The following is a 15,429-nucleotide window of genomic DNA, read 5'->3' on the forward strand; positions in this document are numbered from 1 at the left end:
GGCGCTACCGTTTCGCGCCTGGCTTGGCCTGGCCTTGCCGTGGCGCGGGACATGACTCCTGCTTTACCAGGCGTTTGCTGCCAGCTTATCACTCCCATCGGCGCAGGCGTTGATCAGGCGGGAATGGGCAAGAAAAACCAAGCCGAGAGGGGTTGGTCTTCTTGGCTGGTGGTGCGTAGTTCCCTGGAAACAAACTCGCTATCGGGTCATGTGAGTACTGGTGAGGGCAAGAGCGGAAAGCTACAGATCATTCCGCGATTCTGTATCCCATCGCGCGGTAGCCGCGCTGGCGTTTGTCCCACATTCGCAGCAGCGCTGGGTGTCCAGTGTCCACGAAGTCAATGATGCGCACGTTGGCCTTGTTGGCATGTTCGCGGTTTAGGCGGCCGGCGTATTGCTGTAGCGTGCCGATCCAAGAAACGGGCATGGCCAACACCAGGGTATCGAGCGGGGGATGATCGAATCCTTCCCCGACCAACTTGCCGGTTGCCAGCAAGACACGTGGGGTATCGGGCGGTAACGCGTTGAGTTCGGCGATCAGTGCGGCACGCTGCTTCTTGGGTACTCGCCCGTGCAGGACGAACAGTGATGCTATCTTGCCATCCAGGGCTGTCTTGATGGCATCAAGATGTTCGGTACGCTCGGTCAGTACCAGCACTTTCCGGCCTTGACCGTAGGTGTTTACAACCTCGGCAGCAATCGCGTCCGTTCGGGCTTGGTCAATGACAAGGTGCCGGAATACATCCTGAATCCCCACTTCCTGCGGCACGTCAATCCGCGAATGCAATGTTCGCGGCGTGACCGCCAAGTCGTGCGGCGCACCCGTGGGCTTGGCGGCGGTGTGGCGAGTTGGCCCGCATTGCATAAAAATAATCGGCTGCTGGCCATCGCGGCGAATCGGTGTCGCAGTGAGACCGAGCACGTAATTGGCTTTGGCCTGCTTCAGAATCGCGTCGAACGACGTCGCGCCGACGTGATGGCATTCATCCACAATCACGTGGCCGTATTTCTCGACGAGCGAATTGACTTCACCCTGACGCGATAGCGATTGCATCACCGCGATATCGATCTTGCCTGTCGGCTTGGCCTTGCCGCCACCGATAGTACCGACCACACCCTTGCCAACGCTCAGGAATGATTGCAGTCGCTCCTGCCACTGCTTGAGCAGTTCGGTGCGATGCACCAGCACCAGTGTGTTCACACCACGGCGCACAATCAGCGCAGCGGCAGTAACCGTTTTGCCAAATGCAGTCGGAGCGCACAAGACGCCGGCATCGTGATGCAGCATGGCGGCCACAGCGAGTTCTTGGTCCAGACGTAGGGTCCCGGCAAATTCCGCTTCCAGCGGTGACCCCGCGTATCGCTCGTCGACCAGCTTGCAGTCAATGGCGTTGTCGCGAAGTAGCTCCTGCGCGGCATCCAGGCAACCGCGCGGCAATGCGATGTGATTGGGGTAGTTCTCGGCGCAGCCGATGACGCGCGGCTCATCCCACACTGAAAAGCGCATCGCCTGCTTTTTGTAGAACTCTGGGTTCTGGAAGGCCGCCAAACGAATCAGTCGGTTGGCCAGCGATTGCGGGAGTTGTGCCTTGTCGAAGTAGATGAGGTTGGCCAGTGTCACCGAGAGCGACTTCGGCATTGGCCCGAGCAGATGCTTGGTGACGGATGCGGATCGCTTCCACGGCTCCTTCTGATCTTCCTCGTCGATGAAGGTCACGTCGAGCGGGTGGGCGCCACCTGTTGCTCTGAGGATGGTGGGCTCGATGTCGTGCGCTGGCATTGGCGAGATGGAGGCCAGGAACGCCCACTGATCCGGGTAGGGCCGCAAGTCAGCATCCACGAACACACTGCATCCGTTCTCACGCGGACCCTTCTGCAGTGGCAGAGCGATCAGGTTGCCGAAACCACCCTTGGGCATCGAATCCTGATTGGGGAACAACCGGTCGTAGGATGCGAGCTTGAGTTGGCGAGTACGTGCGCAGGTGTGACTGATGATTGCCGTGCCGAGTCGGCGCGCATCTCGAGCGGATACGCTGCCGGAGAAGAAGATCCAGGCATGCGCACCCTTGCCGGACCGTGATATTTCAAGTGCGACCGGCACGCCAAGCTCGTGACATGACTGGTAAAACGCCTTGGCATCTTCTTGCCATTGCGCATCATCAAAGTCAGCAGCGAGAAAATGGCAGGTATCGTCACTCAGGAGCGGATAGACGCCAACGGTACGTTTGCCTGTGAGGTGCTCGTAGATCACCGCATCCGTCAGCGGGATCAGCAGACGATTGTTGCACTCGCCACACTTGATGCGCGGTTTTTCGCAAACACCGACAAGCCACTCATTGCCACAGGCCGGTGTGTAGCCGCTCCTGCCAGTGGTCTTGCTCTCCCATCGGATCGAGTAGACATCCGTGCGCCCGCGAAACAGCCGACGAAACAAGGCCACCTTCTCGGCGGTGGAAAATCGTGAGGGCTCTCGTTCAGAAACCGGCGCCACAGGTTCGGGCGGCAAACGCCACTCGATGCCGTGCGATTCCAGGAGTGAAATCAGGCGGGCATTTTCTGCTTGCAACGCAGATTGAGAATCGTGTTCAGTCGGCAACAGATTGTCCGACCAAATCAGGCGGTTCACACATCACGACAAGGATCCCGAGTCACGCTGCGCCCACGCTGGCACCAGTTTCCAGGAGTGTTGGCGCGGGTTGCTGCGGGCTTGCGGGTAAGCTCCGAGAATTTTTCAAAGCGCGCTGTTGCCGGGATGCGTCTCCAGCCAGCGTTGCCCGAAGGCAGTCAGGCGGTAGCGCTGATTGCTACTGCGCGGTTTGTCAGGCTGGGTCATCTCGATCACCCCAAGGGCCAAAGCCGGTTTGAGGTAGGCATTTCGGAAATGATCTTCGTGCTTGAGCGCCAGGGCATCCTGAATCTGCTGCCGGGGCATCTCCCGATCCAGGACGCGTAGGAGACGCCCAACTTCCCCGGTGACTTCCCCGGTGACTTCCCCGGTAGCTTGGTCGGCGGGTGTGATTCCGCCCATGGCCAGCGGATGACTGGGTAAGCGGATCACAAACGAAAGTCGGTCATCATCCGATTCAAACAGCGGCGCGGGCGAGCCATTCGCGGTCATCACCTTGAGAATTTTTGGGATGCCCGTGGAGCGGCCTTCGGTCAGGTCAAGTTCCTTCAGGAACTCGCCGATCCGCCGGTTGCGGTAGCGGCGGCTGACTGCACGACCGGCCTGCAGGTCCTCCAAGCGGATGGAACGATCCGGGCCGGGAAAGCTGACGACGACCAACTCGTCATGGCTGATGCGCACCTCGATGGGTTCGCGCTCCTCGTAGGAACGGTGATAGACCGCGTTGACCACGGCTTCCTCGATGGCCGCATAGGGGAAATTCCACACCCGAGTGGCCTCGGCCCGGTCGGGATGCTTGATGACCGTCTCGCGCAGGTAGTTGCGCTGGATGTAGCTCAGGGCCTCACGCGTCATTCGCGCCAACGGCCCCTTGAAAACCTTTTCCTCGAAGCGATCACCGCCTGCACCTTCAGGAAACCAGACCACATCTATCTGCACGCCGGGGAAAAATCTCTCCGGCGTCTCATTGAAAAACAGCAAGCCCACGTTCTTGGGCCACGGCGACTCGGTGGGTCCGCCTGCTACGTTCATCTGCCTTGCCAATACCTCTACCGATACCCCGGGCGCATCCGCCGCTAATGCGCTGTCCACCTCCTGCAAGAAAGCTTGCATCAGCGGTTTGGACAGTTCATCGAGCCGTGCCGACTGGTTGTAGCGGTCGTCAAACGGCACCTTGGCAGCCAGGCTCAACAACTCCTGCTCGGTGTCGCCCTTGGCCTCGACCGTGCTGCTGTACCGCCGGATGTAGTGGTGCCACGTCTTTTTCTTGGCTGTGACGGCTTCGGGCGCTTTGTAGGGTCGGTTCTGTCCGCCTGGTGCCCACAGTACGATCAACTTGCGCCCCTCAACTTCCTCTATGCTCAATACCGGGAAATACGGCGGCTGAATCAACTGACAGTGCGCCAGCAGTTCGCGCTGAATCTTGTCCAACTGGTTGTCAGCCAGCCCCACGGGTGGGAACAGAGGCTGGCCATTGGCGTCGCAGTCCTGCCCGATTACCACGTAACCGCCGCCAAGGTTTTCGAAGTCGTTGGCAAAGGCGCACAGGGTGCGGATGATCGCGTCCGGGTTCCATCCGGTCTTGTACTCGATGCGCTCGCCCTCGACCGTGCGCTGGCGCAACAGGTCGGTGAGGTTGATGGAGAGTTTGGTCATATCAGTACCTCACCCTACCAATCTGGAAAGCTGCGCATGATTGCGCAAGCGGACGCACCATTTCGCCACCTGCGAAAGCTCAGCATCCGGCTTGGTGAGGCAGACTATTTCGCGAGCTGCTGCCTTTAAGCGCTCGCGTGCCGCACCAGAAGTTCGTGTATCCGATAACGCCTGCAGATATTTGTTGATTAGCCTTGAGGTGTTCTGCCAAACCTTCCGGCGCTCTTCAGCCAAGGCTTGGTGCTCGGTGAGTTTCAGTCGCTCCACTGTGCGTTTCACTCGCACCTCCTCCCAGCGTGGGATGCCCGGTGCGGGAATGGCTTTCCCTTCCTCGTCGAACGCCAGAAGTGTGACGTCATAGGCATTCGTTGGGTCGAGAAAGTGAGGAATCTCATCCCCTTCGCAACGACGGGTGTAGGTCGAGCATCGCGAGCCATGTCGGAGCGGAAACCAAACACCCTTCTTTCGATTGGGTACGTTGCCGGCGATGCGGAAGTTCATGTAGTCGAAAGCCAGCCACCAATAGCCGTCGCGCTCGGGCCCCTTGACGTTGCGAGCAGATTTCTTTGGGCGGAAGTGTTCAACATCCAAATGCGATGCAATATCCCGTGCTTCGGTGAACCAACACTTGCCGCCAGATAACGCAAGCAACCACGGTTTCAGCTTCCCCCAATGGCCACTGTGCTTGTCGATCAGCTCATTGCGCTCTTTGATCCTCCCCGCCGCATTGAGCGTCGCAAGCTCTGCGACCAAGCGCGCTGCCTCAGCCAGCCATGCATCCCAATCTGCTTGGGACCAGCGAATGCCAGCAGCTAGGTCTCCATCGGTGGGAAGCTTGCTTTCAAGATCGATAAAAATCACTTGCCATCCCCCTCTCGAAGAATCTCGTCGATGACGGAATCGGCAAAAGCGTCTTGCTCGGTTTGCTCTTCGGGCGTCAGCACCGGCTTGCGGAAGCAGCGGTGTTGCGCCATCTTGCGCACGAACAGCGCGTAGTCCGGATCGCGAAAGTCGGTGGTCGAGAAGCCCAGATCAGCCAGCTCGGCACTCAAACGGCTGAGTTCGGCATCTTCTCCGGCGGTGCGCGGCGCCTTCACGAACAACTCATTGCGGCGGAACAGGCGGCGCCCGGTTTCGATGTCCAGCGTGGACGACAAGCCGAACAAGTCGCTCTTGAGCAAGCCGGTTACGCCCATGCCCTGCGGGTGTTCATCGGGCATATCCACCACCGTGTGCTCGCCCTCCTGGCGCAGGATGTGCACCTGCTCGCGCTTGAGGCTGCCGACCATCATCGGGTCGTGGGTGGTGATCAGGATCTGCGATTCACCTTGCACCACCGCGTCCTCCCGTGGGCTGAGCACGCTTTCGATATCGTCGAAGTAGCGCAGCTTCCAGATCGGGTTCAGGTGGGTGTCGGGTTCGTCGAGCAGGAACAGGCAGTGGTCTTCACGGGTGATGCGCATCAGGCCCAGCACGGTGAGCATCTGCAGCTCGCCTTCGGAGAGTTGGGTGAAGCTCACCTTGCCGTCGTGCCCATCGTTTCCTACCACGCGCTTCTTGACGGTGATACGCACTTCGTCGATCAGGTCGCCGATATAAGCGCCCTCCGCGTAGCGGAAGAAGCTGTCAGTGCCGCCGACCAGCTCGCCGAGTTGTTTGAGCTTGTCGTGGCTGGGCACAAACAAATAAAGCTGCTTCTGCTTCTCGCTGCGGCCACGGAAGTCGATTTGCTTGGTCGCCTCCTGTTCAATCGGTGCCCAGGCCACTTGCCAGAGCTTGTCGAGAAATTCACTGACCACATTGCCACGCGCATACCAGAAGCGCGGATCGCCTTCGTTCAGCTCCTGCTCGTCGAACTTGCCGCCCCGGCGCTTTTCGCGCAGGCGGTGCGGTTCTTTCAAGACGAACAGCGCGGACTCCAGCGATTCGATGTGCAGGTTCTTGAGCACCTTCTGAAACACCGGGTCGTCCGACAGCAGACAAGCCAGCAGCACCAACTGACTGTGGCCTCCACGGCAGTAAAACAGGCGGCGCAGGCGGTCGTCGCCCGCTTGTTTCAGCCGCGACTCGCGGCGACGTTTGGCCTCTTCCACCGCGCGAATGTCGGCGTCGGAGCCGGTAAAGTTCTCCAGCAGCTGTTCGGACAGCACCTCGTCGGTGGTGATCTCCTGGCGCTGGTTGAAACGGCGCTGATGCTCCTGAAACAGGGATTCGATACGCTCATTGCGGCCCGAGTAGTAAGCAAAGATATGCGCGGGCAGCAGCTCGCGATTTTTCAGCAAGTAGCCTTGCGACTCGGCCTTGCCATCCACCCCCACAAAGGGGCGCTTCTGCTTGGCGGTATCGGCCTCGATGCGCACTACATGGCCACGAATGCTGTATTCCAGGGTGTAATCAAACGCCGCTTCGCGGTCCAGATCCACATCGCGAAAGATAGTGATCAGCGCCTCAATCAGATTCGACTTGCCGGTGCCGTTCTGGCCGATCAGTGCATGGCTGCGGATGAGTTTTGGCTGAGCGTCCGCTGGGGCGCCCGCAGCGGGCTGCAAGTGCGAGTCGAAGGCGATGTCGAGATCGCGCAGATTGCGAAAAGCCGGGATGCGAATGCACTGCAGCTGCATATCAGGCGCTCACCGCGTCAGCCTGCTTTTCGCGCATCTCGGCCACGGCAGGTTCCACTATCCAGCCGTGGGCCACCTCGGTTTTCAGTTGCGCGTAAAAGGCGTCGATTTCACCGCCGAAGCGTTGCCATAAATCCTTGGCGCTCATTTCGCCGTTGTGGCGGGCGAGGATGGTGGCCAGTAGCGCCTGGGCCTTGATGTCGGGTGCCGTGCCCAAACGCAACTGGGCAACCAGTTCGGTTTGCGGGGCTTTCATGGCTTCCTCTTCTTGTTCGATGGCAATGCCGGTGAGGCTGGAAACGGCTGCAACTGCAAGGCGACCGGCGACTTCAGTTGCGTGATGTAGCTGCAACTCCAGCGCATCGCAAATTCGCATGAGTTGTTCTATTTTGTCTGCTATTCGACTTTGTTCTTGGAGTGGTGGAAGCGGATACGAAAAGAGCCCTACACTATTTGCGGAGAGATTTGGCTGCGCCGTGCCGTTGTCGAAACGGAATATCTGACTCCTACCCAATGGGCTAATCAGATAGTAGTAAAGGAAGCGACTCAGGCTAGGAATTATTGGCCTGATAATCATCAACGAAGAAGCGATTGCGCCTTCCTCGTATGGGGTAACAAACGCCGTCTTGCCAAAGGTTGCTCCTCTTAAGCAATAGACAAGATCGCTGGACTCGATCTTTCCACTATTCAGGCTCTCGAACTTTTCACGGCTGATGAAGTTCATATGATGTCGTGTCAGCGTACCGTCTGGTTCAATATGGCCAGTATTTATCCAAGGAACGCCGACAGAAACGTACTCATCTTTGTTGGGGTAGTTTTTACCTCGATCTCCATTGATTAGTTCGGCGATTTGCCCTAGCCGAATCCACTCCCATCCCGTTGGGACGTCGAACGGGATTTCATCTTCACCGATCTGTGAAAGTGACTTTTGCAGTTTGAGCTTTCGAGCATTGGAGAGCTCTCGTTTCTTGCTCTCAATATCTACGCAAAGAACCACCGCAGGTTCGTCCATAGCATCTTGTTCAACCAAGTAGCCGCGCATCGCCATATCTAATATCAACCCCCGCAACTCCGCCACATCCTCCGGCGCATGAAACAGCCGCCCGAAGTTGTCGGCCAGGCGTGCCCAGGTGGTTTGCAGTTCGTGCGGGCTGGTGGCGCTGGCGACGGCTTGCAGGGTGGACTGGCGCAGGTTGTTTTGCAGTTTGCGGCGGGCCTGCTGCTGCGTTTCTAGCTTGTCACACAAGGCCATCAGCTCATCAACTTTGGCGACGATGCGGGATTGCTCGGTGGAAGGTGGCAGCGGCAAGGCTCGGGTCGCAAAATATTCCGTGGGCAATCGCTTTTGGCCTGCGGTCCCTGTCATGCCCTTTTCGCCTTCAATAGCGAAATACGGCGATCGCAAGAACAGGTAGATGTACCCCGGCAATATGCCAGCGTGAATTGGCCGGAATACGTGAAGTTCTGTCGTACCTGCACCTATTTCGTGCGGTAAGCCATCAATAACTGCCGCCTTGCCGTTCTCAAAACACGGCGTGATCTTGGCAACTACGACATCGCCATTTCTGAAGTGAGTGAATCCTTTCTTTATGTGCGCCCACTTTTCAGCCTCAGGTGCCAGCGCCCCCATATGGAATTCTGAGAATCCGCTCATGGGAATAAACGACGCGGCAGCTTCGTCAGGCGCATCGTTTCTCGGGCTGATTTCGCCAACATCAAGAAGACGAGTCCAACACCATGAGACAGGGAGCTCTATGGCTGACGGAATATCAAGCGCTTCAGCCTCAAGCTTTGGCAAGCGCTTGTACGTTTTTTCGCGAATTAGCCGATCCCTTAATGTTGAGATATCGGCCAGTAACTCACGCGCATCACCGTCAGTATCGAGTTGAGATGTCAATGTGCCTGTAATGGCCAGCTGGTACACCATTTCACGGAGCTGTTGAATTCCCCCCGGCGCATTCGCAATATGCCCAAACTCCGCCAAAAACTGCTGCGCATCCATCAGGCATCCTCCCCACGGTTTTCCAGCCGGGCGCGCGAGCGGGCGATGGCTTCATGCAGCTTGGCTTGCAGCAGTTCCCTGGGCGGCAGTGCGGTGAGGTATTCGGCGACGTGGATGCCGGTGTGATCCAGCTCCAGCAGTTCGATCTGCTCCTGGTTCTTGCCGCTGCACAGGATGATGCCGAGTGGCGGAGCCTCGCCTGGCTCTTGCTCGTGCTTGGCCAGCCAGCGCAGGTAGAGCTCCATCTGGCCTTTGTACTCGGCCTTGAATTCGCCCAGTTTCAGTTCGATCACCACCAGCCGTTTGAGGCGACGGTTGTAGAGCAGCAGGTCGATGTAGAAATCGTCGTGGTCGATCTGCAGGCGCTTTTGCCGGGCCACGAAGGTAAAGCCCGCGCCTAGTTCCAGCAGGAAGTTTTCCAGCTCGCGCAGGATGGCGTCTTCCAGATCCTTTTCCAGATAACGGTCTTGCAGGCCAAGGAAATCCAGTATGTAGGGATCTTTCAACAGCAGCGCGGGGCTGAGCTCGCGGGTGTCGCGCAGCGTCGCCAACTCGCTGGTGATCAGTTGGTCGGGCTGGCGCGAGAGCGCAGTGCGCTCGAACAGCAGGGAATCCAGGCGCTGTTGCAGGGTGCGGGTGCTCCAGCGCTCTTGCTGGCACATCTGCAGATAGAAGTCGCGCTTGAGCGGGTCTTCGATGTAGATCAGGGTCTTGATGTGCGTCCAGCTCAATTGTCTCCGCACTGCGGAGACAATGTCCTCAGACGGGAAGGCTTCGGCAAAGCGCAGCATATGGCGCAGGTTTTTCTCGGAGAAGCCCCGGCCGTACTCGGCCTCCAATTGTCTCGCCACTGCGGAGACAATCTGCTCGCCGTAGGCGGCGCGCTCACCCTTGAGCAATTCGGTGTGGATGCGCTGGCCAATTTGCCAGTACAACAAGGTGAGTGCGCTGTTGACGGTGCTTGCCAGTTGCTGGCGGCCCTGCTCGATGATCTGGCGGATATCACCCAGCAGCTGGGGATTGGCGGGGGCGGCAGATGGTTTACTCATTCTGCCATTGCCTCGGGGCCGAAGTGATGCGCCAGCGCAGCGGCCAGTTCGCTTTTCAGCTGGTTCTCGGTCTCTTCGATTTCGCCCAGCAGCTTCTTGTATTTTTCCAGCAGCACATCCGGGTCGTGGGTTTCTTCTTCCGGTGCGTTGGGGTTCTTGATATCGAGGTTGAAGATGGGCCAATAGATGCGGTTGCCCGCCGCCTGCGCGTCGCGGGCTTGCAGGCGCAGCGGTTCGGCCCGGGCGCGCAGTTCGGCAATCCGGGCGTCGATCTTTTCGCGGTATGCGACGTCGCTGGTGCCAACCAGGCTCTTGCGCAGGTCGTTTGCTTCGCCTTCCAGTCTGGCGGCGGCGTTGTTCAGCTCTTCGGCGCGCTGCCAGTGCGGTGCGGCGCCTGCCTGGGCTTGTTCGCGCCGGGTTCTGAAGTCCACCTTCCAGGCAAATTCGCTTTCCACGCGGTCGGCAAAGTCGTTGGCTTCCGACCCCCACCAGTCCTGCTCGGGCTTGAACTCCTCCAGCCGTATGGGCTTGGTCTTCGAGTAGCTCTTGTAACCCGCTGGGTAGGGGTGCTCGTAGAACCAGAGGGTGTCGGTGTGGAAGTGCTCGCTGCCGTCGTCCACCACCGCGCCCCTGGTGAAGAACAGCAGGTTGGTCTTGATGGTGGTGTAGGGCGCGAACACGCCTTTGGGAAGGCGGACGATGGTGTGCAGCTTGCAGTCGCGCAGCAGCAGTTTCTTCAGTGTGCCTTTGATGCCATCGCCGAAAAGAAAGCCATCGGGCAGCACCACGGCGGCACGGCCATTCTCCTTCAACAGCTTCTTGATGATCAGCGCCATGAACATGTCGGCGGTCTCGCGGGTGCGCAGGTCGGCCGGGTAATCGCTGCCGACGCCGTCATCCTCATAGCCGCCAAAGGGCGGATTGGTGATCAGGCAGTCGACCTTGTCGTTGGCGCTCCATTCGTTCCAGCCGATACCCAGCGTGTTGCGGTGCTCGATCTGGCTGGGCACGTCAATGCCGTGCAGCAGCATGTTGGTGGTGCATAGCAGATGCGGCAGCTGTTTCTTCTCGATGCCGCGAATCAGGGCTTCGATGGCGCGCCGGTCGTCGGCGCTGGATTTGGCGCTTAACTGGTTACGGAAGTGGTCGATGACGGCGGTCAGGAAGCCGCCGGTGCCGCAAGCCGGGTCCATCACCATTTCGCGCTTGTCGAGACGCGGGTTGACGCGGTCGGCCATGAAGGCAGTGATGGCGCGCGGCGTGTAGAACTCGCCCGCATTACCCGCACCGCGCAGATCGTTGAGCAACTGCTCGTACATGTCGCCCAGGCTGGCACGGGTCTTGAAGTCATGGAAGTTAATGGCATCTTCCAGCTTCTCGATCACGGCCAGCATTTGCGGGCCGGATTTCATGTAGTTGTTGGCGTCTTCAAAGACCTGCTTGATGACCTTGTGCGAGGGGCTCTGGCTGGCGTCGATCTGATCCTTGAGCGCCGGGAAGAGCTCGTTGTTGACGAAAGATATCAGCTCGCTGCCGGCAATCTGCGGTTTCTTCTTGCCCTCGTTGTCGGCCTTGTAGGCGGCCCAATTACGCCAGCGGTAGCGCTCCGGCAAGGGGGACCGATAAGCGGCGCTGTCGTCTTCCCACTCTTCTTCGCGCTGGTCGAAGACCTTGAGAAAGAGCATCCAGGTGAGCTGGCCGAGGCGCTGGGCGTCGCCGTCGACGCCGTCATCCTTGCGCATGATGTCCTGGATGGACTTGATGGTGCTGCTGAGATTCATCGTGTGTCTCTCTTATCGTGAGCCTGAGCGTTGGCTTGTCGTCATCGGCTCAGGCCTGCTTCTGTTCGGGCGTGTCGTAGAGTGCTTGTTCGAGCGCGTGCACCGCCTGGGTGTATTGCTCGATGCTGCCAAAGATGCCGCGCCGGATTTGCGTCTTGCTGCCGAACTGGTCGAAGGGCGGGAGTTCCAGCACCTTGGCATCTTCAATGTCTTGTACGCCGTGGTCGGCAAATTTGTCGAGCAGGGCTTCGAGCACGGCGCGGGCCTGCTCGCCGTATTTGCCGAACACATCACGTTTTTTGACGTTGTTGGCGCGCTCACGCCGGGTCAGCGGCTTCTGGTCGAAGGCGACATGGGCGACCAGATCAAAGACATCGAGTTCAGTGCCATTGGCCACGGCTTGTTGCAGGATGTCCAGCGGCACGCCGTGTTCGGCCAACTCTTCCAGCACCGCCTGCTTGCGGGCGGCGGCGTTCCAGCGGCGCAGGAAATCGCCGAGACTGCCGAACTCTGATTGCAGGGCTTTCCGGATGTCGTCCTTGAGCAGCACGCGGTAGTTCTCGGTGATGAGCCTGCCGTCGGCATCGAGGTATTGCGAACGCTCCACGGCCACGCGCACGTTTACGTCGTCGATGACGTACTTGACTCGACCACCGCCCCCGCCCCCGCCACCGCCGGTGTCGTCTCCGGGATCCGCATCGTCACCGCCCTCGGGACCGGGGCCAAAGGGCGGCGGTTCGGGTTCTTCGACGCCAGGCGGGTTGGTGATGTCCGGCGGCACGACGGGTTCCTCGGGCTTTGGTTCGTAGATGACTACAGGCTCACCATCGAAGTCTGGATCGGCGAACAGGCGCGTCGCGCCCTTGAAGTCCATGATCGTGAAGTAAAGTTTTTGGTAGTCCTCACGCAGGCGGGTACCACGGCCGATGATCTGCTTGAACTCGGTCATCGAGTTGATGGTCTGGTCCAGCACGATCAGTTTGCAGGTCTTGGCATCCACGCCGGTGGTCAGCAGCTTGGAGGTCGTGGCGATGACGGGGTAAGGCTCGTCGTTGTCAATGAAGTAGGAGAGTTGCGCCTTGCCTTCGTTGTCGTCGCCGGTGATGCGCATCACGTAGCGGCGGTTGCTGGCGGCGGCGGGGATCAGCTTGACCAGCTCTTGGCGCATGCGCTCGGCGTGGTCCTGATCGTCGCAGAAGACGATGGTCTTGGCCATCGGGTCGATGGCCTTGAGGTACTCCCAGACTTTGCTGGCCACGAGCTTGGTGCGTTTTTCCAGCACCAGATTGCGGTCGAAATCCTTCGTGTTGTACTGCCGCGGTTCGACGGTCTGGCCGACTTTGTCGATCTTGCCTTTTTCCGGCGTGTAGCCCACGGCGTCTGCATCAGTGGCGATGCGAATGACTTTGTACGGTGCAAGAAATCCATCTTCAATCCCCTTCTTCAGGGAGTAGGTGTACACCGGGTCGCCGAAGTACGTGCTGTTGCTGACGTCTTTGGTTTCTTTGGGTGTGGCTGTCAGGCCCAGGTGCGTGGCGCTGCTGAAGTAGTCGAGCACCTCACGCCAGGCCGAATCCTCTGCAGCGCTGCCACGATGGCATTCGTCGATGACGACCAGATCAAAGAAATCGGCCGGAAACTGACGGTAGATCTGCTTCCATTCTTCCTTGCCGGTCACGGCCTGGTAGAGCGCGAGGTAGACCTCGTAGTTCTTCTTGATTTCGCGGTTGCTGACCTTGTGCATCACCTCGCCGAAGGGAGCGAAGTCTTGCTGCATGGTTTGGTCGACCAGGATATTGCGGTCCGCCAGAAACAGGATGCGTTTCTTGGCCTTCGCCTTCCACAGGCGCCAGATGATCTGGAAGGCGGTGTAAGTCTTGCCGGTGCCGGTGGCCATGACCAGCAGCACGCGCTGCTGTCCCTTGGCGACCGCCTCGATGGCGCGGTTGATGGCCACCCGCTGGTAGTAGCGTGGCTCCTTGCCGGTGCCGTCGGCGTAAAATGGCTGTTCAACGAGTTTGACTGCGGCGGCTTCGGCGAGTCCCTTCCACTGTTGGTACAGCGACCAAAGATCATCTAATGAAGGAAATTCGCTGAGCTGAAGTTCGCGTTCGATGGGTTGTGTCAGGCCGGTGCGGTCGTGTAGCAGGAAGCCGTCACCATTGCTGCTGATGGCGAAAGGCGCATCCAGCATTTCGGCATAGGCCAATGCCTGCTGCATGCCATGGCCGACCGAAAAGCGCGCCTGCTTGGCCTCGACCACCGCAATCGGAATGGTGGGCCGGGCGTACAGAACGAAGTCGGCACGCTTCGGGCCACCTTTCGCATCGGGGTTTTTGATGCGTGCCGCAAGCTTGCCACGCACCATGACGCGACCGTCCGTGAGATTCACTTCCTCGCGGAACTGATGCTGCTGCCAGCCCGCCTGCACGATGGCAGGCGTGATGAATTTGGTGCAGATATCACGCTCACTGAGCTGGTATTTGTCCATTCATCCCCCTGAATTGTGGCGCTCCGTATCTAGCCCATCTTGCGCAACGTCTTCGTTGGCCCCGCCTGCACGCACCCATTCATCGACCTCGGACAACTGAAATTTCCAAAGCCGCCCGATCTTGTGCGCGGGCAGGCCTTTGCGTTCACGCCAGCGGTAAATGGTGTCCTTCACGACGCCCAGATGCCGGGCGACATCGATGGCGGTAACCCAAGGTTCGGCGTTCATGGCATTGGCGCCCAGTTTGTTTCCTCAAAGTCGTTCAAAATTGTCTTCAGTCTAACAGGTGGCGGCTTCAGTGGTCATCCGTTCCAGCGTTGAAAGCTTGGCTTCGTGATCGTTCAGCGCGTGAATGGAGGCGTCATCCACCGACCCGGCGCCTGCCATGACCACCAAGCAGACCGCCCTCGACGCCTGCATCGCTCGCAGCGCCGGGATCAACGCAAAACTGGAACGGCTGCAGCAACTTGCCAACGACCACTTCGGTCGCGACCCCCATGCGATCCACTGGGGCTACGTCGGCGACCTCGGGCGGGTAGAAGTCGGGCTGGACGAGTTGCTGGCGATCTTCGGCAGAGACGGTGAGCGACGAGACCCATCAACCACCGGAGATCGTCATGACCACCCAAGCCAAAGTCACCGACACCCAGACCGCCATCCTCAAGGCCGCCGCCGGCCGCCCCGACGGCAAGCTCGAACCCTTGCCGACGACCTGCGTGGCGGCGCCCGCGCTAGGGTCATCGAGGGCTTGCTCACCGGATGGCTCGTCGTTGACGCCACCGGCCACATCCTACTTACTTATGCCGGCTACGCCGCTGTCGGCAAACGCCGGCTTGACGCTGGATGGAGATCCGCATCAGCACCTGCCGGGCACCAGCCGAAGACCTTGAGCCTGATCTGGCTGAAGAACAATCTGCTGCCGACGGACAGGGACGAGCAGCACGCGCTGTTTGATGGATTTGACGCGTTGAACGGGTTTGTAGTGTTTCTGGGCAGCGCAGTTGCCGCACAACCCTCGGCCCGAAACCCGTATGAAATCGAGGAGTCGAGCGTCGGCCAGCCGCGGGTCAAATGGAGAAAAGAGAGGATTTCTGGGGCTGGTGGGCGGGAAAACGGTGGTACTTCTGACTCGTCCAAGACGCATCGCAGCCCGGAACCGCGACAGCACTGGCGCGACAGGCAGAAAAAAGCCCAACCAATAAG

Annotated in this window: 10 protein-coding genes; 1 reads left to right on the top strand and 9 read right to left on the bottom strand. The window is 59.3% G+C overall.

What is annotated here, in order from left to right; all coding sequences use genetic code 11:
- Positions 1-247: 247 nt before the first annotated feature.
- From RUW20_RS04805 to RUW20_RS04845, 9 genes are all read right to left on the bottom strand, one after another.
- Complete coding sequence (locus RUW20_RS04805) at positions 248-2,596, bottom strand: TOTE conflict system archaeo-eukaryotic primase domain-containing protein (RefSeq protein WP_313951058.1); 2,349 nt, start codon at positions 2,594-2,596, stop codon at positions 248-250.
- Positions 2,597-2,731: 135 nt separating this feature from the next.
- Positions 2,732-4,249 (bottom strand): Fic family protein, encoded by a 1,518-nt coding sequence (locus RUW20_RS04810; RefSeq protein ID WP_313951059.1) that lies wholly within the window; start codon positions 4,247-4,249, stop codon positions 2,732-2,734.
- A 42-nt stretch (positions 4,250-4,291) separates the two neighbouring features.
- On the bottom strand, positions 4,292-5,143 hold the full coding sequence (locus RUW20_RS04815) for a hypothetical protein (RefSeq protein WP_313951060.1): 852 nt from the start codon (positions 5,141-5,143) through the stop codon (positions 4,292-4,294).
- Positions 5,140-6,903 carry an AAA family ATPase gene (locus RUW20_RS04820; RefSeq protein WP_313951061.1) on the bottom strand — a complete coding sequence of 588 codons (1,764 nt, stop codon included), beginning with the start codon at positions 6,901-6,903 and terminating at the stop codon, positions 5,140-5,142. The genes RUW20_RS04815 and RUW20_RS04820 overlap by 4 nt, the downstream gene beginning before the upstream one ends.
- Position 6,904: 1 nt before the next feature.
- Complete coding sequence (locus RUW20_RS04825; protein ID WP_313951062.1) at positions 6,905-8,905, bottom strand: restriction endonuclease subunit S; 2,001 nt, start codon at positions 8,903-8,905, stop codon at positions 6,905-6,907.
- Complete coding sequence (locus RUW20_RS04830) at positions 8,905-9,954, bottom strand: YhcG family protein (protein ID WP_313951063.1); 1,050 nt, start codon at positions 9,952-9,954, stop codon at positions 8,905-8,907. The genes RUW20_RS04825 and RUW20_RS04830 overlap by 1 nt, the downstream gene beginning before the upstream one ends.
- Positions 9,951-11,735: an N-6 DNA methylase gene (locus RUW20_RS04835; protein WP_313951064.1), complete on the bottom strand. Its 1,785-nt coding sequence runs from the start codon at positions 11,733-11,735 to the stop codon at positions 9,951-9,953. The genes RUW20_RS04830 and RUW20_RS04835 overlap by 4 nt, the downstream gene beginning before the upstream one ends.
- A gap of 49 nt (positions 11,736-11,784) precedes the next feature.
- Positions 11,785-14,226: an EcoAI/FtnUII family type I restriction enzme subunit R gene (hsdR, locus tag RUW20_RS04840; protein WP_313951065.1), complete on the bottom strand. Its 2,442-nt coding sequence runs from the start codon at positions 14,224-14,226 to the stop codon at positions 11,785-11,787.
- Positions 14,227-14,454, bottom strand: coding sequence for a helix-turn-helix domain-containing protein (locus RUW20_RS04845; protein ID WP_313951066.1), 228 nt, complete (start codon positions 14,452-14,454; stop codon positions 14,227-14,229).
- Positions 14,455-14,611: 157 nt separating this feature from the next.
- On the opposite strand from RUW20_RS04845, the gene RUW20_RS04850 reads away from it, so the two are divergent.
- Positions 14,612-15,429, top strand: an 818-nt coding sequence (locus RUW20_RS04850) for a hypothetical protein (protein ID WP_313951067.1), incomplete at its 3' end; no start/stop codon positions are given.

The sequence above is a fragment of the Accumulibacter sp. genome, from assembly GCF_032229525.1.
GTDB lineage: Bacteria > Pseudomonadota > Gammaproteobacteria > Burkholderiales > Rhodocyclaceae > Accumulibacter.

Coding starts and splice junctions, on each gene's coding strand:
- RUW20_RS04820 (WP_313951061.1), bottom strand. CDS start 6,903: ATGCAGCTGCAGTGCATTCGCATCCCGGCTTTTCGCAATCTGCGCGAT.
- RUW20_RS04825 (WP_313951062.1), bottom strand. CDS start 8,905: ATGGATGCGCAGCAGTTTTTGGCGGAGTTTGGGCATATTGCGAATGCG.
- RUW20_RS04830 (WP_313951063.1), bottom strand. CDS start 9,954: ATGAGTAAACCATCTGCCGCCCCCGCCAATCCCCAGCTGCTGGGTGAT.
- RUW20_RS04835 (WP_313951064.1), bottom strand. CDS start 11,735: ATGAATCTCAGCAGCACCATCAAGTCCATCCAGGACATCATGCGCAAG.
- hsdR (WP_313951065.1), bottom strand. CDS start 14,226: ATGGACAAATACCAGCTCAGTGAGCGTGATATCTGCACCAAATTCATC.
- RUW20_RS04845 (WP_313951066.1), bottom strand. CDS start 14,454: ATGAACGCCGAACCTTGGGTTACCGCCATCGATGTCGCCCGGCATCTG.